A 26,164-nucleotide genomic window follows, 5' to 3' on the forward strand; every position below is an offset into this window, starting at 1 on the left:
GTGCGACATGAAGCGTGACGATCCTTCTGAAAGCGCAGTACAGGCGACCATTGCCGATCCGACCGTCGAAGAGCCGGTCGAGGAGCGGCCCGGGCGACGCCGTAAAATTTCGATGTTGTCCGACGATCCGCTCTGGTACAAGGACGCGATCATCTACCAGATACACGTGAAGTCGTTCTTCGACGCGAACAACGATGGCGTGGGCGACTTCGCCGGCCTGCTCGCGAAGCTCGACTACATCGCGGAACTCGGCGTCACCGCGGTCTGGCTGCTGCCGTTCTATCCGTCGCCGCGCCGGGACGACGGCTACGACATTGCCGACTATCGCAATGTGCATCCGGACTACGGCACGATCAGCGACGTCAAGCGCTTTATCCAGGCCGCGCACGCGCGCGGCATTCGCGTGATCACTGAACTCGTTATCAATCACACGTCGGACCAGCACCCGTGGTTCCAGCGCGCGCGTCGTGCGAAGCCCGGCTCGAACCATCGCAACTACTACGTGTGGTCCGATACCGACCAGAAATATACCGGCACGCGCATTATCTTTATCGACACCGAGCCGTCGAACTGGTCACACGACCCGGTCGCGGGCGCGTACTACTGGCATCGCTTCTACTCGCACCAGCCGGACCTGAACTTCGACAACCCCGCGGTGATGCGCGAAGTGCTGCAGGTGATGCGCTTCTGGCTCGATATGGGCATCGACGGGCTGCGCCTTGACGCGGTGCCCTACCTCGTCGAACGCGAAGGCACGAACAATGAAAACCTGCCGGAAACGCACGCGATATTAAAGAAGATCCGCGCGACGATCGATGCCGAGTATCCGAACCGGATGCTGCTCGCCGAAGCGAACCAGTGGCCGGAGGATGTGCAGGAATATTTCGGCGACGAAGACGAATGCCATATGGCCTTCCACTTCCCGCTGATGCCGCGCATCTATATGGCGATTGCCAGCGAAGACCGCTTTCCGATCACCGACATCATGAAGCAGACGCCGGATCTTGCCGGCAGTTGCCAGTGGGCGATCTTCCTGCGCAATCACGACGAACTCACGCTCGAGATGGTCACCGATTCCGAGCGCGACTACCTGTGGAACACGTATGCAAGCGATCGCCGCGCGCGGCTGAACCTCGGCATTCGCCGGCGTCTCGCACCGCTGATGGAACGCGACCGCCGCCGCATCGAGCTGATCAACTCGCTGCTGCTGTCGATGCCGGGCACCCCGGTGATCTACTACGGCGACGAGCTCGGCATGGGCGACAACATTCACCTCGGCGACCGCGACGGCGTGCGCACGCCGATGCAATGGTCGTCGGACCGCAATGGCGGTTTCTCGCGCGCGGACCCTGAGCAGCTGGTGCTGCCGCCGGTGATGGGGTCGCTGTACGGCTTCGATGCGGTGAACGTCGAAGCGCAAGGCCGCGACCCGCATTCGCTGCTGAACTGGACGCGCCGGATGCTCGCGACGCGCCGCTCGAAGCACACGTTCGGGCGTGGCACGATCCGCTTCCTGAAGCCGAGCAACCGCAAGATTCTCGCGTATCTGCGCGAGATGCCCGGCGAACCGGCCATTCTGTGCGTCGCGAATCTGTCGCGCGCGCCGCAGGCAGTCGAACTCGACCTGTCCGAATTCGCGGGGACCGTGCCGGTTGAGATGACGTCGGACTCGGTGTTCCCCGCGATCGGCCAGCTCAGCTATCTGCTGACCTTTCCGCCGTACGGCTTTCTGTGGTTCCTGCTGTGCTCGAGCAATCAGCGGCCAACCTGGAGCCAGGCGCCGTCCGAAGCGCTGCCCGATTTCGTGACGATCGTGATCCGCGAAGGGCAGGCGGGCCCGACACCCGAGAACGTGCGGCTGCTCGAATCGGAGGTGCTGCCGTCGTGGCTTGTGCGGCGCCGCTGGTTCGCATCGAAGGACCAGAAGCTGAACACGGTGCGCCTCGCCGCGCTAACGACGATTCCGGAGGCCGGCTTTGCCTTCACCGAAATCGAAGCGGAGGTCGGCGACCACACCGAACGCTATGTGTTGCCGCTCGCGATCACCTGGGGCGCCGACACGACGACGCCGCTCTTCATGCAGCTCGCGCTTGCGCGCGTGCGGCGTGCGCGCAATATCGGCCACCTGACTGATGCCTTCGCGCTGCCGCAATTCGCCTACGGCATTCTGCGCAAGCTGCGCCAGCGCGCCGCGGTGCCGACCGTGCAGAAGAGCGAAATCCGCTTTATCCCGACCGATCGCTTCGACGAACTCGACCTCGGCGACGCGCCCGAGGTCCGCTGGCTCGCGGCCGAGCAAAGCAACAGCTCGCTCGTGATCGCCGACACGATCGTGCTGAAGCTGGTGCGGCGCCTGATGAGCGGCGTCAATCCGGAAGCGGAGATGACCCGCTACCTGACGCAGCACGGCTATGCGAACACGGGGCCGCTGTACGGCGAAGTGGTGCGCGTCGATCCGCAGAACGTTCCGCACACGCTGTCGATCCTGCAAGGCTTTATCGACAACCAGGGCGATGCATGGAACTGGGCGCTCGACTATCTGCGCCGCACGATCGACGAGCTGGCGCTCGCGGGCGACGGCGAGCCGACGCAAGACCGCATCAACGAAGACGAAGCATTCGACGGCTACGCGTCGTTTATCGGCGTGATCGGCAAACGGCTCGGCGAGCTGCACGTGATCCTCGCAGCGCCGTCCGACGACCCCGCCTTCGCGCCCGAGCCCGCGACGCCCGAACAGGTGCGCGCGTGGATCGACGGCACGCAGTCCATGCTCGCGGCGGCGCTCGATCTGCTCGACAGGAGCGTCGATCATATGTCCGACGACACGCTGCTGCTCGCGCGCAGCGTGCTCGACCGGCGTGCCTTGCTGGTCGAAGCGGTTGAAAACCTCGTGAAGGCGGACGCGAGCGCGTTGCGCACGCGCATTCACGGCGACTTCCATCTGGGTCAGGTGCTGGTCTCACAGGGCGACGCCTACCTGATCGACTTCGAAGGGGAACCGGCACGCAAGCTCGAGGAACGCCGTGCGAAATCGAGCCCGTTGCGCGACGTCGCGGGGTTGCTGCGCTCGCTATCGTATGCCAGCGCCGCCGCGCAATCGACCACCGAGGCCGCGCCACAACCGACCGCCGACCGCAAGCGCGCCCTGTTCGACCGCTTCCGCACGCATGCGGCCGAGGCCTTCCTCGCCGAATACCGCACGGCGACCGAGGAGTCTCCACAGCCGCTGGTGGCGGCCGCCGACGAGCAGGCGTTGCTCGACCTGTTCCTGATCGAAAAGGCCGCGTACGAAATCCGCTACGAGGCGGCCAACCGGCCATCGTGGCTCGGCCTGCCGGTACGCGGACTCGCCGCGCTCACGAGCCGCCTGCTCGGCGACACGGGCACGCCGCCTGGCGGCATGCCGGCACCGCATCCACCGGGCGGCACGCAGCCGCCGAACCCCGCTGAGGGCGACTATGAGTGAGCAAAGCCATGTTCATCACGCCACGGAAAGTACGAGGGCGGGATTGCATCCGCTCGATATCAATGCACTCGTCGATGCACGCCATCCGGACCCGTTCTCGCAGCTCGGCATGCATGAGACCGACGCCGGGCCGGTCGTGCGCGTGATGCTGCCGAACGCGGCGCACGTGAGTGTCGTCGCGCGCGACGACGGACGTCTGCTTGGCGAACTGCAACCGATCCATGCTGGCGGACTCTTCGCCGGAACGGTCAGCGACGCCGTGCCCTACCGGCTGCGTATCGACTGGCACGGGCCGGTGCAGGAAATCGAGGATACCTACTCGTTTGGCCCGGTACTCGGCGACGAGCCGCTACAGCGCGTCGCATGGGGCGATCCGTATGCGGTGCTCGAATGCCTCGGTTCGCGGCCCATCGTGTTCGACGGCGTGCCCGGCGTGCGCTTCGCGGTATGGGCGCCGAATGCGCGCAGAGTCTCCGTGGTCGGCGACTTCAACGCGTGGGACGGCCGGCGCCATCCGATGCGGCTGCGCCATCAGGCGGGTGTCTGGGAACTGTTCGTGCCGCAGATCGGCGCGGGCACGCGCTACAAGTACGAGATGCTGACGCGCGACGGTCATCCGCTGCCGCTGAAAGCGGACCCGTGCGCGATGCAGACGGAAAAGCCGCCGGCCACCGCGTCAGTCGTCGCGCACGTCGACAAGATCGAACAGTTCGCGTGGACCGATCGCGAATGGATGGAGTCGCGCGGCCACCAGCAAACGCCGCGCTCACCGGTTTCGTTCTACGAAGTGCATGCGGAATCGTGGCTGCGCATCGCGGAAGAGGGGCATCGCGGCCTCGACTGGTCCGAGCTCGCCGACCGGCTGATCCCCTATGCGAAGGAGATGGGCTTCACGCATATCGAGTTCATGCCGATCGCCGAACATCCGTTCGGTGGTTCATGGGGCTATCAACCGCTTGCGCAGTTCGCGCCGTCGGCCCGCTTCGGCGCGCCCGAGCAGTTCGCCGGCTTCGTGAACCGTGCGCATGAAGCGGGACTGGGCGTGATTCTCGACTGGGTGCCCGCGCACTTTCCGAACGACGCGCACGGTCTCGTGCAATTCGACGGCACGCCGCTCTACGAGCATTCGGACCCGCGTGAAGGCTATCACCAGGACTGGAACACGATGATCTACAACCTCGGCCGCAATGAGGTCAGCGCGTTCCTGGTCGCGTCGGCGCTCGCCTGGCTGATGCGTTATCACGTCGATGGCTTGCGCGTCGATGCGGTCGCGTCGATGCTGTATCGCGATTACTCGCGCGCAGCCGGCGAGTGGGTGCCGAACATTTACGGCGGCCGCGAGAATCTCGAGGCCATCGCGTTCCTGAAGCGGCTGAATCACGAAGTGCAGCATATGCCCGGCGTGCATGGCGCGATCACCATCGCCGAGGAATCGACTGCGTGGCCCGGCGTGACCGCGCCAGTCGACAACGGCGGTCTCGGCTTCCAGTTCAAATGGAATATGGGCTGGATGCACGACACGCTGCATTACATGCACGAAGACTCGGTGCATCGCCGCTGGCATCACCACAACATGACGTTCGGCATGGTGTACGCGTATTCGGAGCGCTTCGTGCTGCCGCTGTCGCACGACGAGGTCGTGCATGGCAAAGGGTCGCTGCTCGGCAAAATGCCGGGCGACCGCTGGCAGCGTTTCGCGAACCTGCGTGCGTACTTCGGCTTTATGTGGACGCACCCGGGCAAGAAGCTCATGTTCATGGGCGGCGAGTTCGGGCAGATGGCCGAGTTCGATCACGATGGCTCGCCGCACTGGCATCTGCTCGACGACGACATGCATCACGGCGTGCAAAAGCTCGTGCGCGACCTGAACCGGATGTATCGCGACGAGCCCGCGCTGTATCAGATGGATAGCGAGCCCGGCGGCTTCGAATGGATCATCGGCGACGATGCGGGCAACAGCGTGTACGCGTACCGGCGGATGGACGGCGCAGGCCGGGAGATCGTCGCGATCTGCAATTTCACGCCGGTGCCGCGCCACCATTATCGGATCGGGATGTCGCGTCATGGCCGCTGGAGCGAGATACTGAATACCGACGCCGCGGTGTATGGCGGATCGAATCTCGGCAATGGCGGTTTGATCGTGACCGACGACGTGCCGAGTCACGGCCGGCCGCATTCGGCGTCGCTGATCCTGCCGCCGCTTGCGACGATCGTGCTGCGCGCGGACTGACGGTTGTGCACGCGCAGTGAGCGGCGCAATGAGCGATGCTTCCGCACGGAACACTCCGCGCGGGTTACGCCCCGAAAACGCACAGGCGCGCATGAGCAGGCACAAGCAGGCACAGGCGCGCACTAGCCGAAACAAGGAACGGGAACCATGTCGCACGTATTGCCCGACCGGCTGCTGCCGGGCTCGCCCTATCCGCTCGGGGCGCGCTGGGACGGACTGGGCGTGAACTTCGCGGTGTTTTCCGCGAACGCGCACAGCATCGAGTTGTGCCTGTTCGAACCGGGTGGCCGCAAGGAGCTGAAGCGCTATGCGCTGCCCGAGTGCACCGACGAGGTCTGGCACGGCTATCTGCCGCATGCGCATCCGGGCACCGTGTACGCGTTTCGCGCGCACGGTCCCTATCAGCCGCAGCACGGTCACCGCTTCAATCAGCACAAGCTGCTGCTCGACCCGTACGCGCGCAAACTGATCGGCCAGTTTCGCTGGTCGGACGCCCTGTTCAGCTATCGCGCGCATTCGAACAAGGTCGACCTGTCGATCGACCGGCGCGACTCGGCGCCGGCAATGCCGAAATGCGTGGTGGTCGACGAAGCATGCGACTGGTCGCACGACCGGCGGCCCGACGTGCCGTGGGGCGACACGGTGATCTACGAGACGCACGTGCGCGGTACGTCGATGATGCGCAACGATTTGCGCCCGCCTGAGCGCGGCACGTTTTCCGCACTCGCGTCGCCGGCGTTTATCGATCATCTGTTGAAACTCGGCGTGACCGCCGTCGAACTGCTGCCGGTGCACGCGTTCCTGAACGACCGTTTTCTCATCGAACGTGGTTTGCGCAACTACTGGGGCTACAACACCGCGGCGTTCTTCGCGCCGGAACCGTCGTATCTGGCTTCCCACCGGCTCGACGAAATGCGCATCGCGGTACGCCAACTGCATGCGGCCGGCATCGAGGTCATCCTCGACGTGGTCTACAACCATACCTGCGAAGGCAACGAAACCGGCCCGACCGTGTCGTGGCGCGGCCTCGATAACGCAAGCTATTACCGCCTCGTGCCCGGCGACGAGCGCCATCACATCAACGACACCGGCTGCGGCAATACGCTGAACACCACGCACCCGCGGGTACTGCAAATGGTGATGGACTCGCTGCGCTACTGGTCGACCGCATTCAACGTCGACGGCTTCCGTTTCGACCTCGGTGTGACGCTCGGGCGCGAAGCCTCGGGCTTCGATCCGGGCTCGGGCCTGTTCGACGCGATCCGCCAGGACCCGGTGCTGTCGCAGCGCAAACTGATCTCCGAGCCGTGGGATATCGGGCCGGGCGGCTATCAGCTGGGCAATCATCCGCCCGGCTTCGCCGAATGGAACGACCGCTTTCGCGACTGCGTGCGCCGCTTCTGGCGCGGCGACGCGGGTCTGCGTCCCGACCTCGCCGCGCGCCTGACGGGTTCGTCGGACCTGTTCAATCGGCGCTTTCGCAAACCGACCGCGTCGGTCAATTACGTCGCATCGCACGACGGTTTCACGCTTGCGGACCTGGTGTCGTACGAGCACAAGCACAACGAAATCAACGGCGAACACAACAACGACGGCCATAACGAAAACTACAGCTCGAACTGGGGCATCGAAGGTCCGGCCGGCGCGCCGGCGTACGACGAGCAGGCCGACCGGACAAACGGCGAGCCGCCTTCTGGCGAACCGCTCACCGGCGAACAGATCACGGCCGAGCGCGCGACCGTCGACACGGCCGCCGCGGCGGCGATCGAAACCACCCGCGCGCGCGTCGCGCGTTCGATGATCGGCACGTTGTTCATCGCGCTCGGCACGCCGATGCTGCTCGCCGGCGACGAGGCGTGCCGCACGCAGCGAGGCAACAACAATGCGTACTGCCAGGACAACAAGATGTCGTGGATTGACTGGGAACTAGCCGCGTCGCCGCGAGGCCGGCAGATGACGGCGTTCGTCGCGCGGATGATCGCGTTGCGCAAACACCATCCGTTGTTGCGCGAGACACGCTTTCTGGTCGGCGACCGTGAAGTGCTGCCGGGGCTCTACGACGTCGGCTGGTTCGACGAGCGCGGCGAATCGCTGTCGATCGAAGCATGGCAGGACCCTGAAGGCCGCGCATTTACGCTGCGGCGCGCGGGTCCAGGACTCACCGGCGAAACGGAAGTATTGTTGATGATGTTGAACGCGTCGGCCAGCACACTGCGCTTCACTCCGCCGCCGCCGCATCTGGAATGGCACGTGCTAGTCGACTCGGCGGAGCCCGACGCGCCGCCGCGCCCACTCGCGGCGCCCGATCTGGACGTGCTCACGCACGCGCTGGTGGTGCTCGCGGCGCGGCCTTCCGGCGGCGGGGATGGGCAAGCCGACCGGATGACGGGCGACGGGAAGACTGGCGATATCTGACTGCGCGGCCGCGCGGGCCCGGCGCGCGACCGGCAGGTCCGATCGCGCGGCACACGGGGCGGCACATGGGACGAGACACGGGACGACACACGGAGCGGCCCAGCGAAGCAGATTTCGGCGATAGGGTTGAAACGCGCGGTGGAACAGGCGGGCCGGCACAGGTGAAGCGGCGGAAGCGGTCAACCGCCGCATGACGAAAGGTGACGATCATGCATGACAAGGCGATTGATCCCCACGCGCATCAACACGCGCACTGTCTGCCGTTCGGCGCGCAGGTGCTCGGTGCGCGCGGCGAGCGGCCGCGCACGCGCTTCAGGCTGTGGGCGCCATCGTGCCGCAAGGTCGAACTGGTGATCGAAGGCGGCGCATGCGACGGCGTGCACGACATGTCCGAATCCGGCGGCGGCTGGTTCGATCTCGAAACCGAGTGTGGCCCCGGCACGCTGTACCGCTTCCGGCTCGACGGCAAGCTGACGGTGCCCGACCCTGCATCGCGCTTTCAACCACAGGACGTGCACGGGCCAAGCGAAGTGATCGACCCGCGCGCGTATCACTGGCAGCACACGCAGTGGCACGGCAGGCCGTGGGAAGAAGCGGTGCTGTACGAATTGCACGTCGGCGCACTCGGCGGCTATGCGGGTGTGATGAAACGGCTGCCGGCGCTCGTCGAGCTGGGCGTGACGGCGATCGAACTGATGCCGCTCAACGATTTCTCCGGCAAACGCAACTGGGGCTATGACGGCGTGCTGCCGTTCGCGCCGGATTCGTCATACGGCCGCCCGGACGAGCTGAAAGCCTTGATCGATAGCGCGCACGGCCTCGGCCTGATGGTGCTGCTCGACGTCGTCTATAACCATTTCGGGCCGGACGGCAACTATCTGCATCAGTACGCCAAGCCGTTTTTCCGCGAGGACAGGCCGACACCGTGGGGCCCGGCGATCGATTTCGAGCGGATGGAAGTGCGCGAGTTCTTCTGCGACAACACGCTGTACTGGCTCAACGAATACCGGTTCGACGGGCTGCGTTTCGATGCGGTCCATGCGATCCGCAACGACGAGTGGCTGCGCGAAGTCGCCGATCATATTCACGCGAAGGTGCAGCACGGGCGACACGTGCATCTGGTGCTCGAGAACGAGCGCAACACCGCGAACCTGCTCGACACGCACTTCACCGCGCAATGGAACGACGATGCCCACAACGCGCTGCACGTGCTGTTGACCGGCGAAACCGAAGGCTACTACCGCGCGTACGCGCAACAGCCGATCCGTCTGCTTGCGCGCGTCCTGTCGAGCGGTTTTGCATATCAGGGCGAGCCGTCGCCGATTCACGACGACGAACCACGCGGCGAAGCGAGCGGCCATCTGCCGCCCACGTCGTTCGTGATGTTTCTGCAGAACCACGATCAGGTCGGCAATCGCGCGATGGGCGAAAGGCTGCGCTCGCTGTGTCCAGATGATGCATTGCGCGCCGCGCTCGGCCTCGTGCTGCTGTCGCCGCACATTCCGCTGCTGTTCATGGACGAAGAGTACGGCTCGGAGCAACCGTTCCTGTTTTTCACCGACTTCACCGGCGAGCTCGCCAACGCGGTGCGTGAAGGGCGCCGCCGCGAGTTCGCGCGTTTCTCCGCGTACGCCGACGAAAAGCGCCGCGCACAGATTCCCGATCCGAACGATCCACGCACGCTCGCGACATCGTCGCCGCGCGGCGCCGACGACGCGTCGCCCGAGCGCCTTGAATGGATGCATTTCTACAAGTCCGCGCTGGCGGTGCGCGCGAAACTGATCATGCCGCGCCTCAAGTATGCGAAGCCGCTCGGCGCAACGGTGCTCACCGCGCAGGACGGCAGCGACGCGAACGCGCTCGGCGCGCGCTGGACGCTCACGGATGGAGAGACGCTGTCCGTCGTTCTGAACCTCGCGGACCACGCGGTGCCGCTGAAGGATCGGCCGCCCGGCAAAGTGATCTTCGAAACGCCGCCGCGCGTGCGCGATCGCGTCGATGCGGGCGAGTTGCCGGCGCAGTCGTTTGTCGCGTGGCTGACCGGCGACGTCAGCGAATATGCCGCCTGCCACGATGCGCGCCAACGCGCGCATCAGGAGTGACGCGCGTGAATCCTGCCCGCCGCCCCAGCGAATCGATTGCGAGTCTTGCGACGCGCGCCGGTTTCGAGATCGAATGGCAAGACGCGCATCAGGTGGTTCGGCGCGTCCCCGACACGACGCTCTTCGCGCTACTCGAGCAGATGGGCCTGCCGTGTGAAAGCACGACACAGATCCGCCAGAGTGCCGCCGCGCTCGACGCGGAACTGTCGGGCCGCAAGCTGCCGCCGCTGATGACCGCCGAATGCGGCCGCGGCATTGCGCTGTCCGCCGCGGCGATCAAGTCGGGCAGCCGCTATCGGATCGAGCTCGAAAGCGGCTCGCTGATCGACGGCCGCTTCACCGCGCCGAAAGGCGAAGCCGCGCTGCTCACGCCGATCGATGAAGCGGGCTATCACACGCTCGTCATCAACGAACATCGGATGACGCTCGCGGTCGCGCCGTCGCGCTGCTACACGGTCGGCGACGCGTGGCGCGCGCTGCACGCGAGCGACACCCTTCAGGCCGGCGCGGCGAACCGCAAGCCGATGCCGCCGCTATGGGGCATCGCCGCGCAAATCTACGGGTTGCGCCGCATCGGCGATGGCGGGATCGGCGACTATACGGCGCTCGCGACACTCGCGGTTCAAAGCGCGAAGCGCGGCGCGCATGCGCTCGCGGTGAGTCCGACGCATGCGATGTTCAGCGCGCTGCCGCAGCGTTTTAGTCCGTATGCGCCGTCGTCGCGCTTGTGGCTGAATGTCGCGCATATCGACCCGGCTGCCGTGTTCGGCGTCGAGGCTGCGCGTCATGCGATCGAAACCGCGCAGGCCGGCAACGCATGGCAGCAGCTCGAAGCGCTGCCGCTGATCGACTGGCCGTCGGCGGCCCCGCTCAAGCTCAAGGTACTGCGTGTGTTGTTCGAGCACTTCTGCGCGCACGATCGCGCGCAAGACCTGCCGCGCGCGCTCGAATTCCATGGGTTCTGCACGCGCGGCGGGCGCGCGCTCGAAGATCACGCGCGCTTCGAAGCGTTGCACGCGTATCGGCTAGCCCAGCCGGACGGCGAAGGTTACTGGCGCAAATGGCCCGAGCCGTTGCGCGATCCACGCAGCGCCGAAGTCGAAGCGTTCGCGAACGAGCATCGGCATGAAGTGGAGTTTCACCTGTTCCTGCAATGGCTCGCGGCGAAGGGGCTATCGCATGCGCAGCACGCGGCGCGCGACGCAGGGATGGCAGTCGGTCTGATCGCGGACCTCGCGGTCGGCTGCGACAGCGCAGGCAGTCACGCGTGGTCGTATCGCGACGATATGCTGCACGGCGTATCGGTCGGTGCGCCGCCGGATCTGTTCAATCAGGCGGGCCAGGCGTGGGGACTCACCACGTTCTCACCGCGCGCGATGCGCAACCAGGGTTTCTCGGCCTTTATCGACATGCTGCGCACCGTGTTCGCCCATTCAGGCGGCGTGCGCATCGATCACATCCTCGGCTTGCGCCGACTGTGGCTCGTACCCGAAGGCGAGCGCGCGAAAAACGGCGCCTATCTGCGCTATCCGCTCGACGATATGTTGCGGCTGATCGCACTCGAATCGTGGCGGCATCGCGCGATCGTGATCGGTGAGGATCTCGGCACCGTGCCACCCGGGTTCCGCGAGCGGCTGGCCGATCATGGCCTGGCCGGCATCCGTGTGCTGTGGTTCGAGCGCACGCCGGCGGACGACGGTTTCCTGCCGCCGTCCGAGTGGGACCGTAACGCGGCCGCGACCACGACCACGCACGATCTGCCGACTGTCACCGGCTGGTGGCGCGGCGAAGACATCGTATGGCGCAACCGGATCGGCCAGACGATGCCGCGCAGCGACGGCCGCGACCCCGTCGAAATCGCACAGGCCGAACGCGCGGCGGACCGCGCGGCGCTATGGCGCGCGTTCCAGCAGGCGGGCGTCGCCGCCAGCGGCGTCGCTGCGCCGCCGCCCGAGCAGGCGCCGGTCGACGAAGCGCTGGCGTTCGTGGCCGCGACACCGTCGCCGCTCGCGACCTATCCGCTCGAAGATCTGCTCGGCCTCGAAGCGCAGCCGAACCTGCCCGGTTCGATCGACGAGCATCCGAACTGGCGCCGGCGTGTGATGCAACCGGTCGACGCACTGTTTGCGGACGCAACGTTCTGCGACCGTCTGCGCGCGGTCGACCGTGCACGCACGGCCGCTTCGGCAGGCACACCGGATGCGTCAGGTAAGACGGGTTCATCCGCTTCCTCCGGTTCCACCGCTTCTTCGCCGCCGAACACGCCATGACCGTCCCGCGTTCCACGCTTCGGCTCCAGTTCCATCGGGGCTTCACGTTCGACGATGCGCTCAGGCACGTCGAATACTTCGCCGCGCTCGGCGTCAGTCACCTTTACACATCGCCGGTGACGACCGCCGTGCCGGGCTCGATGCACGGCTACGATACCGTCGACTACGCGCAGGTCAGCGCCGAATGCGGCGGCGAGGCGGCGCTCAGGCGTCTCGCGGACAAGCTGCGCGAGCGTGGCATGGGGTTGATCGTCGATGTGGTGCCAAACCATATGGGCATTGCGGGCTCCGGCGCGCACAACGCGTGGTGGCGCGACATTCTCGAGTGGGGCCGGCATAGCGCGTATGCGCGGCATTTCGACGTCGACTGGCACTCGCCGGACCCGGCGCTGCGCGGCAAGGTGTTGCTGCCGATTCTCGGTGCGCCGTATGGCGACGAGCTGGCCGAGGGCCGCATCGCGTTGCGCTTTGACGCAGGCACCGGGCGCTTCACGATCGCGTATGGCGATCATCTGTGCGCGGTGTGCCCGGTCGATTACGCCGCGCTGCTGCAAGCCGCCGAGCGCGCGGAACTCAGTGCGCTTGCCGAGCGCTTTCACGGCCTCACGACCCAGCCCGCCGATCAGCCGCGCGCCGCGCAGGCGCGTGACGCGCTACGCGAATACGTCGCGCAGCACGGTCTGTCGTCGATCGAATGCGTGCTGCACGCGTATGCGCCCGACGACCCGGTCACACGCGATCATCTTCATCGGCTGCTCGAGCGTCAGCACTTTCGGCTCGCCTGGTGGCGCACCGCGGCCGACGAAGTGAACTGGCGGCGCTTCTTCGATATCTCCACGCTCGCCGCGGTCCGCGTCGAACGGCCGGACGTGTTCGACGCCGTGCACGCGCTGGTGTTTCGTCTGTATGCGGACGGGGTCATCGACGGTGTGCGGATCGATCATATCGACGGACTCGCCGAGCCGCGTGAATACTGCCAGCGCTTGCGGCAGCGGCTTTCGGAGTTGCGCGAAGGGGCGCCGTATATCGTCGTCGAGAAAATTCTGGCGCGCGGCGAACCGTTGCGCGACGACTGGCCGGTCGACGGCACGACCGGCTACGACTTTATGAACGACGTCGGCGCGCTGCTGCATGATCCGCGCGGCGCAGCACCGCTTGCGACGGCATGGGCCGAACTCAGCGGACGCAGCGCGTCGTTCGCCGATGAAGCGGTGCTTGCGCGCCGCAAGATACTGACCGAGAACCTCGCAGCGGAACTGGATCGCGCCGCGCGCGGCTTGCATCGGATCGCGCGCGACAACATCGCGACGCGCGATTTCACTTTCACGTCGATCCGGCGCGTGATCGGCGAGCTTGCCGCGCAGTTCCCCGTCTATCGGATCTATCCGCAAAACGGCCTGCGCAGCGCCACTGACAACGTGTTCTTCGACAAGGCGCTCAATGCCGCGCGGCACATGCTGTCGCGCGCGGACCACGCGGTGCTCGAGCGCGTCGATGCATGGCTTGGCAGCGGCGCCGACGAACTGGCCAACCCGCGTGAAGCGACGAACCTGCGCACGTCGGCGTTGCAAGGCGCGGCGGCCGGCGCGTTCAATCACGCGGCGGCCGCGCGGCGCACCGTGCAAACGTTGTTTTCACAACTCACCGCGCCGGTGGCGGCCAAGGCGATCGAAGACACTGCGTGCTATCGCTATGGCCGGCTGTTATCGCGCAACGAAGTGGGCGCCGACCCGGGCGAGTTCGCGCTGTCGGTCGAGCAGTTTCATGCAAACAACCTCGAACGTGCGCGGCGTTTTCCGCATGCGATGCTGGTCACCGCGACGCACGATCACAAGCGCGGTGAAGATGTGCGCGCGCGGCTCGCGGTGCTCAGCGAGATCGCCGACGAATGGAGCGCGACGCTGCATGCGTGGTCGACCCTGAATATGCCGCAGCGACGCGCGCCGGAGGGCGGTGAGCCCGCTGACGACACACTCGTCGATGCGCTGACCGAAGACTGGGCGCCGGGCCCCGCCGCCGAAGCGATGCTGTACCAGACACTGGTCGGCTGCTGGCCGCCGGATCTCTCCGTCGACGATGAGGCCGGCATCGCGGCGCTCGCCGAGCGCGTCGCGCAATGGCAATTGAAGGCGCTGCGTGAAGCGAAGCTGCGCACCACCTGGCTCGCGCCTGACGAACCGTACGAGAACGCGTGCCGTGCGTTTCTGTTCGACCTTCTCGCGCCGCAGCGCCGCGACGGTTTTCTGCGCGAACTGCACGCGTTTGTCGCGCACATCCAGTGCGCGGGCGTGATCGATAGCCTGCAACAGACGATTCTGCGGCTCGCGTCGCCGGGTGTGCCGGATCAGTATCGAGGCGCCGAGCTATGGGACTTCAGCCTGGTCGATCCCGATAACCGGCAGCCAGTCGACTTCGAAAATCGCGCGGCGCTGCTTGCGGAAAAGCCACCTTCCGCGTTTCTTGCGACGTGGCGCGACGGAAATGTGAAGCTCGCGATCGTGCAACGCATGCTCGCGCTGCGCGCGCATTTGCCCGAGCTGCTAGGTCAAGGCGCATATCTACCGCTTGCGGTGCAGGGCGTGCATGCGCGCAGCGTGATTGCGTTTGCCCGGCGACAGGGCAATGCGTGGGCGGTGGTGATCGCGACGCGCCTCGCGATGCCGCTGCTTGCAGGCGATGCGAAGGCCGATGCTAACGCCGGTGTTAATGCCGATGCGAATGCCGGCGATCGGCCGCCATGCGACATACCGCTCGTCGAGCCCTCGCGTTGGCAGGACACCGCCGTGCGAATGCCCGAGGAACTGGTTGCGCGCGCCATGTTCGACTGGTTGAGCCCGGCCGCGCCGAAGGTCGACGATAACGGTCTGCTGTACCTGCGCGATGCGCTGACGTCGATGCCGGTCGCGGTACTTGTCGAGGACGGCGTGCCGCGCGCATGACTGCGAACGAAAGGCACTGCACGGCCCGCGCCATGCGTCGTGGCGTTCGCCGTTGACGGTCAAGCGCTGCCGGTCAACCGCCCTCGTCGTCGAACGCCTTCGGATAAACGCGCACGAGTACGATGCGCGGCCCGGTCATCTTCTTCACGACGATATCGAAGCGGTCGAACTCCACCCGCTGGCCTTCGGTCGGCAACTCGCGCAATGCCTGGATGACCAGGCCGCCGACCGACTCCGCGCGGCCTTCGTCGATATCGATGCCCAGCGCGCGCTCGAGCGACACCACCGGCAAGCTGCCCTTGCCCATCAACGTGCCGTCGTCAAGGCGCGTCCAGTCCTGGTCGCCCTGGCGGAACTCATCGTGAATCTGCCCGACCAGTGCGCCGAGCAGATTGTCGAGCGTCAGAAAACCGATCGGCTTCGCGTGCTTGTGGCCCACCAGCGCCAGATGCGGCGCGCCCTTGCGGAAGCGGCGGAACAGTTCGAGCGCGGGCATGTCGGGCTTCACGTATTGCACCGGGCGGACGTATTGCGCCAGGTCGTCCAGTGAGCGGCCCGCCTGCCGCGCCAGCAACAGGTCCTTCAAATGAATCGTGCCGGCGACGTGTTCGCCCGACGCGTCTTCATAGAGCGGGTAGCGGCTGAAACGGTGCCGCGCGACGATCTGCATATTGTCGCGCCACGACAGGTCGCGCCGCAGGCTGACCAGCTCGTACGCGGGCCGCATCAGGTCGGAGACGGTCATCCGCGAGAAATCCAGCGAGTGTGCGATCGTATTCCACTCGTCCGGGCTATAGGTGCGGCCCGGCTGTTCCATTTCGTCGGTGACGCTCGTGCGGCGCGCGCGCAGAATCAGCTTGAGCTCTTCCGTCGAATAGTGCGTGTCGCCGCCGTGATCCGCCGACAGACCCGTGATACGCAGCACGGCATTCGCGCTGGTGTTGAGCACCCAGATCGCCGGATACATCAGCCAATAGAACGCGTAGAGCGGCAGCGCGACCCACAATGAGATCCGCTCGGCCTGGCGGATCGCGAGCGACTTCGGCGCAAGTTCGCCGACCACGATGTGCAGAAACGAGATGCACGAGAACGCAAAGAACAGCGAGATGCCGTGGATCATCCGTGCGGACTCGACGCCGAGCACCCGGAATAGCGGCGTCAGTAAATCCGCGAACGCCGGTTCGCCGATCCAGCCCAGTCCGAGCGACGCAAGCGTGATGCCGAGCTGACACGCGGAGAGATACGCGTCCAGCCGTTGATGAACCGTTGCAAGCAGTTTGCCGCGCACGCCGTGCTTTTGCGCGAGCGTCTGCACGCGCGTCTGCCGCAGCTTCACGAGACCGAATTCGGCTGCAACGAAAAAACCGTTGAGCGCAACAAGCAGCAATGCACCGATAAGGGCGACAACCTGGATCAAAGCGACGGGCTCCGGCGACAAAAGTCGTCAGTATAGAGTGTGAAAGGACAACGAAAGCAGTGCGCGCGGTGAGCCAGGTGTCGGATTGCGCAAGACGCGATTGACGTACGCAGGGGCTCGCTGTTCATCCCACGTTGAGCGGGATGCGCAACGAGAGTCTGGTCGGCTGCCCTTCGGCAAACTCGCCTTGTTCGAATGCGCCTTCATGCGCTTCGGCAACCCGTTTGCACAGCGCGAGCACCCATGCAACGCGTCCCGCTTCACGCGGTTCGCCAGCCTGCCTGCGCGCGAACGCTTCGAGCAGGTGCGGCAAGGCCGCGTCATCGAGCGCATCGGGCGCGGCGGTGAACGTCGCGACCGCATGCCACATCGATGCGTCCGCGTGAGTTTCGAGCGTGACCGTCGAGCCCTGCGCGCTCGCTTCGGTCGCGAACGTCAGCATCAGCCACAGCGCTGCGGCAAGGCGTTCGCGATCGCCATCCAGTTGCTCGGCGGCAAGCGACGTGTCGAGGATGAGTCTGACGCCGCGTGGCTGCGCGAGCATGTCGCGCACATCGACCACGGTCGCATCGACGAACGGCCGCAAGTCGAAACATTCACGATTGAGCGCGACTGTTTTTGTTTCGGCGCGGGTCGTATCGACGATCGTTTCGAGCAATTGGACCTGTTGCTCGACACCGCTGCGTATACCGGCGAGCGCGCGCTGCGCGGTCGCGTCCGCGCCGTCGACCTTGCGTTCCAGCACATAGGCCCAGCTATGGATCGCGTTTAGCGGGCTGCGCAGATCATGAGAAACAAGCGACAGCACATGATCGCGCATGAACAGCGCGGTCTGCGCGCACAGTCGGGCAGCGCGTTCCGACGCGGCAGTACCGGGTACACCCGGTTCATGGCTGTGGCTCGCTGGGGAAGGCATGGTCACAATCGACATCCTCGTTAGCAGTTCGTGATTCGAATGATCAGCCAACATTATAGGCAAGGCCTTTGCACGAAATGGCGCAACAGCGGCCCGGTCGCTGCGCCCGCGCAACGCGCCTACAATAGCGGTTTTCATCGTTTTCAAAATGGAGCAACTTATGCCGACCGTCACCACCGAATCCGGCCTGAAATACGAAGATCTGACCGAAGGCACTGGCGCCGAAGCGCGGTCGGGGCAGACCGTCAGCGTTCATTACACAGGCTGGCTCACCGACGGCCAGAAATTCGACTCGAGCAAGGATCGTAACGATCCGTTCGCGTTCGTGCTGGGCGGCGGCATGGTGATCAAGGGCTGGGATGAAGGTGTGCAAGGGATGAAGGTCGGCGGCGTGCGGCGTCTGACGATTCCGCCGCAACTCGGCTACGGCGTGCGCGGCGCGGGCGGCGTGATTCCGCCGAATGCGACGCTCGTGTTCGAAGTCGAACTGCTCGAAGCCTGAGCGGGAAGGACGCACCGTTCATGGCCGGCAGTCTTGTCACCGTCGCGTCGCCGAGCGTCACGCTGCGACGTTTCAGCGAAACCGAAGCGTCGGACCTGCACGATTTTCATCAGATCGTGCTCGGCCTCGACGGCTCGATGGTGATGGCGGTCAACGGCGTCGAACGGCAGATCGACCGCCGGTCGGCGTGGCTCGTACCGGCCGGGTCGCGCCACGACTACGCAGGTATCGGGGAAAACCGGCAGCTGGTGCTTGATGTACCCGCGGCGTCGCTCGCGATACCCGAACGGCTGTTCGATCGTGCGCGAACCGTCGATATCGACGCCGGGTTGATCCGTCTGGTCGGCCAGATTGCCGCATCCACAACCGGTAACGGCCACACGGACGATCATGCGGCGACGCTGCGCCGCTTCAACTGGAGCGCGGCCGCGCAACTGTGCGCGGCACTCGTGCAGGATGCCGGTCGCGCGTCAGCGGGCATCGAGGATGCGCGGGCGGCCGCGGGCCTCGACTTTGCGCGCATCGACCATTGGTTGCGCGCGCATCTGGCCGAGCCGCTGCGTATCGCCGATCTCGCTGCGCATTGCGGCTTCGGATTGCGGCGATTTCATCAGCTTTTCATTGAAGCGTTCGGCGAGACGCCGCATCGCTATCTGCAGCGGCTGCGACTCGATACGTCGATCACGCTACTCGCCGATCCGCGCCGCTCGCTCACCGACGTCGCACTCGACGTCGGCTTTGGCGACCAGAGCGCGTATACGCATGCGTTCACGCGCCGTTTCGGCATTGCACCGGGGCAGTGGCGCACGCCGCGGCACTGAAGCGCGACGCAGGTTTTCATCGCTTCGCATCGCGTGGCGCGGCTTCTGGCTTTCCGCTCGGGCGCCGTTCAGATTCCGTTCCGCCACCGCTCACTTACCGCTCAGCCACCGTTCAAACCGCGCTCCAGATCCGCGCGGATATCGGATGCGTCTTCCAGCCCCACCGCCAGGCGAATCAACCCCTCGGTAATGCCCGCTGCCGCGCGCGCTTCGGGCGTGATGCGTCCGTGCGTTGTGGTGGCCGGATGTGTGATGGTCGTGCGCGTATCGCCGAGGTTGCCGGTGATCGAACAGATCTTCGTGCTGTCGATGACGCGCCACGCGTTTTCGCGCTGTGCTTCCGGTGTGTCGCCGTTCAGCTCGAACGACAGAATCGCGCCGCCCGATTTCTGCTGACGCTTCGCGATCGCGTATTGCGGATGCGATTCGAGGCCCGGGTAGAACACGCGTTTCACCGCCGGATGCGTTTCCAGCCAGCGCGCGATCTCGAGTGCATGGGCCGATTGACGGTCGACGCGTAGCGACAGCGTTTCCATCCCCTTCAGCAGCACCCACGCGTTGAACGCCGACAGCGTCGGGCCCGCGGTGCGCACAAACGGAAACACCTTTTCCATGATGAACTGCTTCGAGCCGACCAGCGCGCCGCCCAGCACGCGGCCCTGGCCGTCGAGAAACTTCGTCGCCGAATGCATCACGACGTCCGCGCCCAGCTTCAGCGGCTGCTGCAGTGCGGGACTGCAAAAACAGTTGTCGACGACGAACAGCGCATTCGCCGCCTTCGCGATCTTGCCGATCGCTTCGATATCGGCGATTTCGGTCAGCGGGTTCGACGGCGTTTCGAGGAAGAACATCTTCGTTTCGGGCCGCACCGCGTTGTTCCATGCGTCAAGATCGGTCGGATCGACGAACGTCGTCGTAATGCCGAACTTGCTGAAGATCTGCGAGAACATGCCGAGCGTCGAGCCGAACAGGCTCTGCGAGCTGACCAGATGGTCGCCCGACTGCATTGCGGACATCACCACCGACAGAATCGCGCTCATCCCCGACGCGGTCGCCATGCATGCTTCGCCGCCTTCGAGCGCTGCGAGCCTGTCCTGAAACATCGTGACAGTCGGGTTCGTGAAGCGCGAGTACGTGTAATAGTCTTCCGATTTCTTGAAGCGCTCGGCCGCTTCAGCCGCATTCGCGAACACGAAGCTCGAGGTCAGAAATAGCGCTTCCGAATGCTCGCCGAATTCACTGCGCAGCGTGCCCGAACGGACCGCGAGCGTGTCGAAGTTGAAGGTGTTGTCCATGTTCGTTGTGTTTCCGTTGTTTATGTCAGATGACAATAAAAAAGCCCGCTTTGCGTCGGCATAAGCGGGCTTTGTGTGCGGAAAGCTTTGAGCGTAACGGGCACGCGTTCGCGGCCACCGTTCACTTTAGCTGTTTCGGGCGGCCCTTTTGAGGGTTGCCCCGCGTCCGCAAGATGAACTCAAATCGACGCAAGACCTGATTCTAACACCGCTGACACCGGGTCATTCGACCGATAGCTGCAAATGCAACTGCGATCTCGAACCGCCCCCGTCCATCGCTTCGCTGGCCGCATCGCGGTCCGATTGCGCGGACGGCGCGAGGCGCGCGAGTTCGACGCCGTCGAGGTATTCGGTCGTCACGTCGCCCGTGATGTAGTTGCCGTCGAAGCACGATGCCTCGAACTCCTTCAGCGCCGGATTGATGTCGCGCACCGCACGCTTGAGCGCATCGACATCCTGGTACACCAGATAGTCCGCGCCGATCATGCGCGCGACTTCGTCGTCGGAGCGGCCATGCGCGACCAGTTCGCCGCGCGTCGGCATATCGATGCCGTACACGTTCGGGAATTTCACCGGCGGCGCCGCCGATGCGAAGATCACCTTGTTCGCGCCCGCATCGCGCGCCATCTGCACGATTTCGTGCGATGTGGTGCCGCGCACGATCGAATCGTCGACGATCAGCACGTTCTTGCCCTTGAACTCGATACCCATCGCGTTGAGCTTCTGGCGCACCGACTTCTTGCGCACCGCCTGGCCCGGCATGATAAACGTGCGGCCGACATAACGGTTCTTGAAGAAGCCTTCGCGATATTCGACGCCGAGCTTCGCGGCGACCTGCATCGCAGCCGGACGCGACGAATCGGGAATGGGCATCACGACATCGATCTTCAGGTCCGCCGGCAATACGCGCATGATCTTTTCGGCCAGATAGTCGCCCATGCGCAGACGCGCGTTGTAGACCGGCACGCCGTCGAGCACCGAGTCCGGCCGCGCGAGATACACGAGCTCGAAGATGCACGGGTTCAGGCTCGGATTCGTCGCGCACTGCTGCGCGTAGAAATTGCCTTCGAGGTCGATAAATATCGCCTCACCCGGCTGCACGTCGCGCACGAATTCGAAGCCGATGCCTTCCAGCGCGACCGATTCCGACGCGAGCATCCATTCGGTGCCATGCGCGGTTTCGAGCTTGCCGATGCACAGCGGGCGAATGCCGAACGGGTCGCGGAAGCCGACGAGGCCGTAGCCCGCGATCAGCGACACGATCGCATACGAACCGTGCACGCGCCGATGCACGCCCGACACCGCCTTGAACACCGCGGCCGGATCGAGCTGAAGCCCGGAACTCGAGAGCTGCAATTCGTGCGCGAACACGTTGAGCAGCACTTCAGTATCGGAGTTCGTATTGATGTGGCGGCGGTCGACGCGGAACATCTCTTCTTTCAGCTGCGGCCAGTTGGTCAGGTTGCCGTTGTGCGCGAGGATGATGCCAAACGGCGCGTTCACGTAGAACGGCTGCGCTTCCTCTTCGCTCGACGCGGACCCCGCGGTCGGGTAACGCACCTGGCCGATGCCGACATTGCCGGGCAGACTGCGCATGTTGCGCGTGCGGAACACGTCGCGCACCATGCCGTTCGCCTTGTGCATGTGGAAGTTGCTGCCGTTCGCCGTCGCGATGCCCGCGGCGTCCTGACCGCGGTGCTGCAACAGCAGCAGACTGTCATAGATCAGCTGGTTGACCGGGGATTGGGAAACTACGCCTACGATGCCGCACATGGCATGTCCTTCAAAGGTACGAAATTCGTTAGGGCGGCCGGCCCGTGCCGGCATCTGTCGTGCGTCGCGAACCCTGCTGGCGGTTCGCCCGCCACCGTCGCGGTCACCGCGTGGTTCGCGTCTTCGGCCGCATTGACCCTGGCGCTCACACGCTACACGTGCACATATGCGGCGATTGCGTCGGGAAGCAACGGCTTCAACTCTCGCACGCCCTGCTCCGCGTATGGCCGAAGCAGCGCATTGCGCCAGAATTCGTGCTGGGGCAGTTCGGTCAAGCCGGCGAAGGCGACCAGAATCAGCACCAGAATGACCCCGCGTACGAGGCCGAACATCAATCCGAGCGAACGGTCGACGCCGCTTAGTCCCGACACTTGCACCAGCCGGCTGAGCAACGCATTGGCCACGCTCGCGACCAGCACCACGACGATCACGATGACCGCAAACGCGAGCAGCCATTGGGTCAACTCGCCGCCGGGCCAGTGCTCCGGCATGTACGGCACCACGTGCCCAACAAACCGGCAGGCGATCAGAAACGCCGCGATCCAGCCGATCAGCCCGAATATCTCGGACAGAAAGCCGCGCCACGTGCCGCGCAGCGCCGACAGCGCGATCACCGCCATAACAGCGTAGTCGAACGCGGTGAACATCGCCGGCTTATTGCGCCGAACCGTTGTTCGCGCCCGACGTCAAGCCGGCTTCGCGAACTTTCGCAATCGCCGCCGACGCCGCCGCACGGTCCGCGAACGGCCCCGCGCGTAACAGCGTACGCACTGAGCCGTCGGCCTGCTTCCGCTTTTCGATATATGCGGGTACACCCGCCGCTTTCAACTTGTTGACCCAGTTGCGCGCGCTTGCATCGTCGGAAAACGAACCCAGTTGCACCGCGAAGCGGCTGCCCGGCGGCGCCGCCGGCGTGCCGGAATCGGCTTGTGCCGCCGTCGCGCCTTGCGTGGTGTTGGTTGCCGCCTCAGCGGACTGGGTGGCGGCGGGTGACGATTTCGCTGGCGCGGTGGTGTTCGCTGTGGCCGTTTGAGCCGGTTTGGCCGCGGCCGGCGCCGTGTTGGTGGCCGTGACGGCGCCTTGCTGCGATTTGCCTGCGGATTGCGCCGGCTGTGCCGACGCGGCGCCCTTTGGCGCTGCATCGCGGCTCAGCGACCCCGTCGCGGCGGTCGCCGTCGGTGCGGGAGACACACCCGACGCGCTTTGCGTGCCTTCGGCAGCACCGGGCGCAGCATCCGGCGCGGCCGGATTGTCAGGGGCTACGCCTGCCTGGGTGTCCTGCGGATCCTGAGTTCGCGCCCGGGACACCGGGCGGCTTGGAATATCAATCGAAATATCGTCGGTAACGGGTTTCGGGTGCGAATCGAGCACCATCGGCAGAATCACGACGGCCGCGACCACCAGTGCGATCGCGCCGACGAGGCGCCGCCTCGCCCGTTGCTTCTCCGGTAACGTGGGGTCGAGCAGCATCGCGTCCGCGTCGCCGGCCCGTTCAGCCCGCCGGCTTCGCCGTTCCACACGCTCGCTACGATCGCCCCCGTTTGAGCCCCGTTTAGAACTGGAATTTGCGCCGCGCCGATTGGACGCGTCGTCTTTTTTGCCGAACGAGAAAATTCCCATGGATGCCTTGGTTCGAGGCTGCCCGCGTTCAGTGTTGCTGCGATTTCCGATAGGCCATCACACCCGCAACAGTAAAGAAGCTACCGAAGACCACAATTCTATCATTGTCAGACGCCCGATTAAGCGCATCCTGGAATGCTTCTGAAGGCGACGCGAAGCGGCTGATGCTACTGTCCGGCCCGTCGACGACATCCGCGTCGCGCAACGCCGCCTCCAGTTCCGCCGCTGATGCCGCGCGCGGCGTCGGTAAATCGGTCACACACCAGTGATCGATTTCGCCCTTCAGATGAGCCAGCACGCCCGCGATGTCCTTGTCGCGCATCGAACCGAACACCGCGTAAGTGTACGGAAAATAGCCCATATTGCCGAGATTTTGCGCGAGCACCGCCGCCGCATGCGGGTTGTGGCCGACATCGAGCACAATCGACGGCTTGCCCGGCAAGACCTGGAAGCGCCCCGGCAGTTCAACGTTCGCGAGACCGAGTCGAATGTCCTGGGCGGATACCGGCAACCGATCGCGCAGTGCTTCGAGCCCGGCCAGTGCCGCCGACGTATTGATCAACTGATTGGCGCCCCGCAGCGCCGGATACGCGAGCGCCGAGCGACGCAGCGTGCGGCCGACGTAGCTCCACTGCTGGCGTTCGCTGCCCGCCTGCCCTTCGTAGCGGAAATCCCGGCCGAACAACCATAGATCCGCGCCGATTTTGTTCGCATGGTCGATCAACGTCTGCGGCGGCAGCGGGTCGGCGCAAATGGCCGGCTTCCCCGCGCGGAAAATGCCGGCCTTTTCGAACGCGATTTTGTCGCGGGTATCGCCGAGATACTCGGTGTGATCGATATCGATGCTGGTGATGATCGCGCAATCGGCATCGAGAATATTGACTGCGTCGAGACGGCCGCCGAGGCCCACTTCCATGATCACCGCGTCGAGGCCGCGCGACGCGTACAGATGCATGATGGCGAGCGTCGTGAACTCGAAATAGGTCAGCGACGGCGGCTCCGCAAGACTCGTGCGGGCCTTTTCGACGGCTTCGAAGTGCGGCAGAAGATCGGCATCGGTCGCGCTCTCGCCATTCACGCGCGCGCGTTCATTGAACGACAGCAAATGCGGCGACGTATGGCAACCGACCGTGTAGCCGGCACGCAGCAGGATCGACTCGAGAATTGCGCAGGTCGACCCCTTGCCGTTGGTGCCGCCGACGATAATTACCGGGCACGTGAACGACAGCTGCAACGCATCGCGGACCCGGCTGATTCGCGCAAGGCCCATATCGATACCGACAGGATGCGCGGTTTCGAGGTGCGTGAGCCAAGCGTCGAGGGTGGGAAATGAGGTCATCGGATGAAACGGGAGTGCGGGTCGCAATTATCCCGGAAACGACAACGCGCCGCTTGGTCGTCATCAGCGGCGCGTTGCCTGTTTTTGCGGCGCGGCTCCGTGGCTGTGAACCCGGGCCGCCGCTGCCTTTTACTGCCTTATACTGCCGGGCGCGGCGGCCCGCGGTTTTGTCATCGTCAGGCCACAGCGTCCGCCGGCTGGCGCGTCAGCAGCGCCATCAGTCGCGCGATCTCTTCACGCAGCTTGCGACGGTCAACGATCATGTCGATCGCCCCCTTCTGCAGCAGAAACTCGGCCCGCTGAAACCCTTCCGGCAGCTTTTCGCGCACCGTCTGCTCGATCACGCGCGGGCCGGCAAAGCCGATCAGCGCCTTCGGCTCCGCGATAACCACGTCGCCGAGGAAGGCGAAGCTCGCCGACACGCCGCCCATGGTCGGATCGGTCAGCACCGAGATAAACGGCAGTTTGGCTTCGGCAAGGCGCGTCAGCATCGCGGTGGTCTTCGCCATCTGCATCAGCGACAGCAGGCTTTCCTGCATCCGCGCGCCACCCGACGCGGTGAAGCAGATAAACGGCACCTGCTGCTCGAGCGCGTTCTGCGCGCCACGCGCAAAGCGCTCGCCGACCACCGAGCCCATCGAGCCACCCATAAACGCAAACTCGAAGCACGCGACCACCACGGGCAGCGTGTGAATCGCGCCACCCATGACGACCATCGCGTCGGTCTCGTCGGTTTCGTCGATTGCCTCTTTCAGACGGTCCGGGTACTTGCGGCTGTCCTTGAACTTCAGCGCGTCGACCGGCAGGATTTCCTGGCCGATCTCATAACGGCCTTCCGCATCGAGCAGGCTGTCGAGCCGCTCGCGTGCGCCGATCCGCATATGGTGGTCGCACTTCGGACAGACGTGCAGATTCGCCTCCACGTCGCTGCGGTACAGCACGGCTTCGCACGATGGGCATTTGATCCACAGCCCCTCCGGAATGCCTTTGCGGCTTTTCGGATCGGTTTGCTTGATTTTCGGCGGCAGCAGTTTGTCGAGCCAGCTCATTTTGCTTTTC

General features: G+C 65.0%; 16 protein-coding genes. 8 read left to right on the forward strand and 8 right to left on the reverse strand.

What is annotated here, in order from left to right:
* Positions 1 to 7 precede the first annotated feature (7 nt).
* The 6 genes from treS to treY all read left to right on the forward strand — a co-directional run bounded on the left by treS (position 8) and on the right by treY (position 15,422).
* The gene (treS, locus tag HV796_RS31110) at positions 8 to 3,466 is read left to right on the forward strand and encodes a maltose alpha-D-glucosyltransferase (protein WP_175231556.1); all 3,459 of its coding nucleotides are present in this window, start codon (positions 8 to 10) and stop codon (positions 3,464 to 3,466) included.
* Positions 3,459 to 5,696 (forward strand): 1,4-alpha-glucan branching protein GlgB, encoded by a 2,238-nt coding sequence (glgB, locus tag HV796_RS31115; RefSeq protein ID WP_175231559.1) that lies wholly within the window; start codon positions 3,459 to 3,461, stop codon positions 5,694 to 5,696. The genes treS and glgB overlap by 8 nt, the downstream gene beginning before the upstream one ends.
* Positions 5,697 to 5,843: 147 nt before the next feature.
* On the forward strand, positions 5,844 to 8,111 hold the full coding sequence (gene glgX, locus HV796_RS31120; protein WP_175231562.1) for a glycogen debranching protein GlgX: 2,268 nt from the start codon (positions 5,844 to 5,846) through the stop codon (positions 8,109 to 8,111).
* 209 nt (positions 8,112 to 8,320) lie between these two features.
* A complete protein-coding gene (gene treZ, locus HV796_RS31125; protein WP_175231565.1) occupies positions 8,321 to 10,213 on the forward strand; it encodes a malto-oligosyltrehalose trehalohydrolase in 1,893 nt (630 codons plus the stop codon).
* Positions 10,214 to 10,218: 5 nt separating this feature from the next.
* A complete protein-coding gene (gene malQ, locus HV796_RS31130; RefSeq protein WP_175231569.1) occupies positions 10,219 to 12,483 on the forward strand; it encodes a 4-alpha-glucanotransferase in 2,265 nt (754 codons plus the stop codon).
* On the forward strand, positions 12,480 to 15,422 hold the full coding sequence (gene treY / locus HV796_RS31135; RefSeq protein WP_175231574.1) for a malto-oligosyltrehalose synthase: 2,943 nt from the start codon (positions 12,480 to 12,482) through the stop codon (positions 15,420 to 15,422). Before malQ ends, treY begins: the two co-directional genes overlap by 4 nt.
* A 73-nt stretch (positions 15,423 to 15,495) precedes the next feature.
* On the opposite strand, the gene HV796_RS31140 is transcribed toward treY, so the two are convergent.
* On the reverse strand, positions 15,496 to 16,839 hold the full coding sequence (locus tag HV796_RS31140) for a hemolysin family protein (RefSeq protein WP_175231577.1): 1,344 nt from the start codon (positions 16,837 to 16,839) through the stop codon (positions 15,496 to 15,498).
* 124 nt (positions 16,840 to 16,963) lie between these two features.
* Entirely contained in the window at positions 16,964 to 17,755 is a 792-nt protein-coding gene (locus HV796_RS31145) for a sensor histidine kinase (RefSeq protein WP_246356130.1), read from the reverse strand.
* A gap of 160 nt (positions 17,756 to 17,915) precedes the next feature.
* On the opposite strand from HV796_RS31145, the gene HV796_RS31150 reads away from it, so the two are divergent.
* A complete protein-coding gene (locus HV796_RS31150; RefSeq protein WP_175231583.1) occupies positions 17,916 to 18,257 on the forward strand; it encodes an FKBP-type peptidyl-prolyl cis-trans isomerase in 342 nt (113 codons plus the stop codon).
* Positions 18,258 to 18,277: 20 nt separating this feature from the next.
* Positions 18,278 to 19,078, forward strand: coding sequence for a helix-turn-helix domain-containing protein (locus HV796_RS31155; RefSeq protein WP_175231585.1), 801 nt, complete (start codon positions 18,278 to 18,280; stop codon positions 19,076 to 19,078).
* 101 nt (positions 19,079 to 19,179) lie between these two features.
* Here the strand turns inward: HV796_RS31155 and HV796_RS31160 are convergent, their stop codons facing one another.
* The 6 genes from HV796_RS31160 to accD all read right to left on the reverse strand — a co-directional run bounded on the left by HV796_RS31160 (position 19,180) and on the right by accD (position 26,154).
* A complete protein-coding gene (locus HV796_RS31160) occupies positions 19,180 to 20,373 on the reverse strand; it encodes an O-succinylhomoserine sulfhydrylase (protein WP_175231587.1) in 1,194 nt (397 codons plus the stop codon).
* A 222-nt stretch (positions 20,374 to 20,595) separates the two neighbouring features.
* Entirely contained in the window at positions 20,596 to 22,146 is a 1,551-nt protein-coding gene (purF, locus tag HV796_RS31165) for an amidophosphoribosyltransferase (RefSeq protein ID WP_175231589.1), read from the reverse strand.
* Positions 22,147 to 22,298: 152 nt separating this feature from the next.
* A complete protein-coding gene (locus tag HV796_RS31170) occupies positions 22,299 to 22,793 on the reverse strand; it encodes a CvpA family protein (RefSeq protein WP_175231592.1) in 495 nt (164 codons plus the stop codon).
* 7 nt (positions 22,794 to 22,800) lie between these two features.
* Positions 22,801 to 23,766: an SPOR domain-containing protein gene (locus HV796_RS31175; protein ID WP_175231594.1), complete on the reverse strand. Its 966-nt coding sequence runs from the start codon at positions 23,764 to 23,766 to the stop codon at positions 22,801 to 22,803.
* A 28-nt stretch (positions 23,767 to 23,794) separates the two neighbouring features.
* Positions 23,795 to 25,105, reverse strand: coding sequence for a bifunctional tetrahydrofolate synthase/dihydrofolate synthase (gene folC / locus HV796_RS31180; RefSeq protein ID WP_175231596.1), 1,311 nt, complete (start codon positions 25,103 to 25,105; stop codon positions 23,795 to 23,797).
* 176 nt (positions 25,106 to 25,281) lie between these two features.
* Positions 25,282 to 26,154: an acetyl-CoA carboxylase, carboxyltransferase subunit beta gene (accD, locus tag HV796_RS31185; protein WP_175231598.1), complete on the reverse strand. Its 873-nt coding sequence runs from the start codon at positions 26,152 to 26,154 to the stop codon at positions 25,282 to 25,284.
* Positions 26,155 to 26,164 lie beyond the last annotated feature (10 nt).

The sequence above is a fragment of the Paraburkholderia humisilvae genome (genome assembly GCF_902859855.1).
Lineage (GTDB): Bacteria > Pseudomonadota > Gammaproteobacteria > Burkholderiales > Burkholderiaceae > Paraburkholderia > Paraburkholderia humisilvae.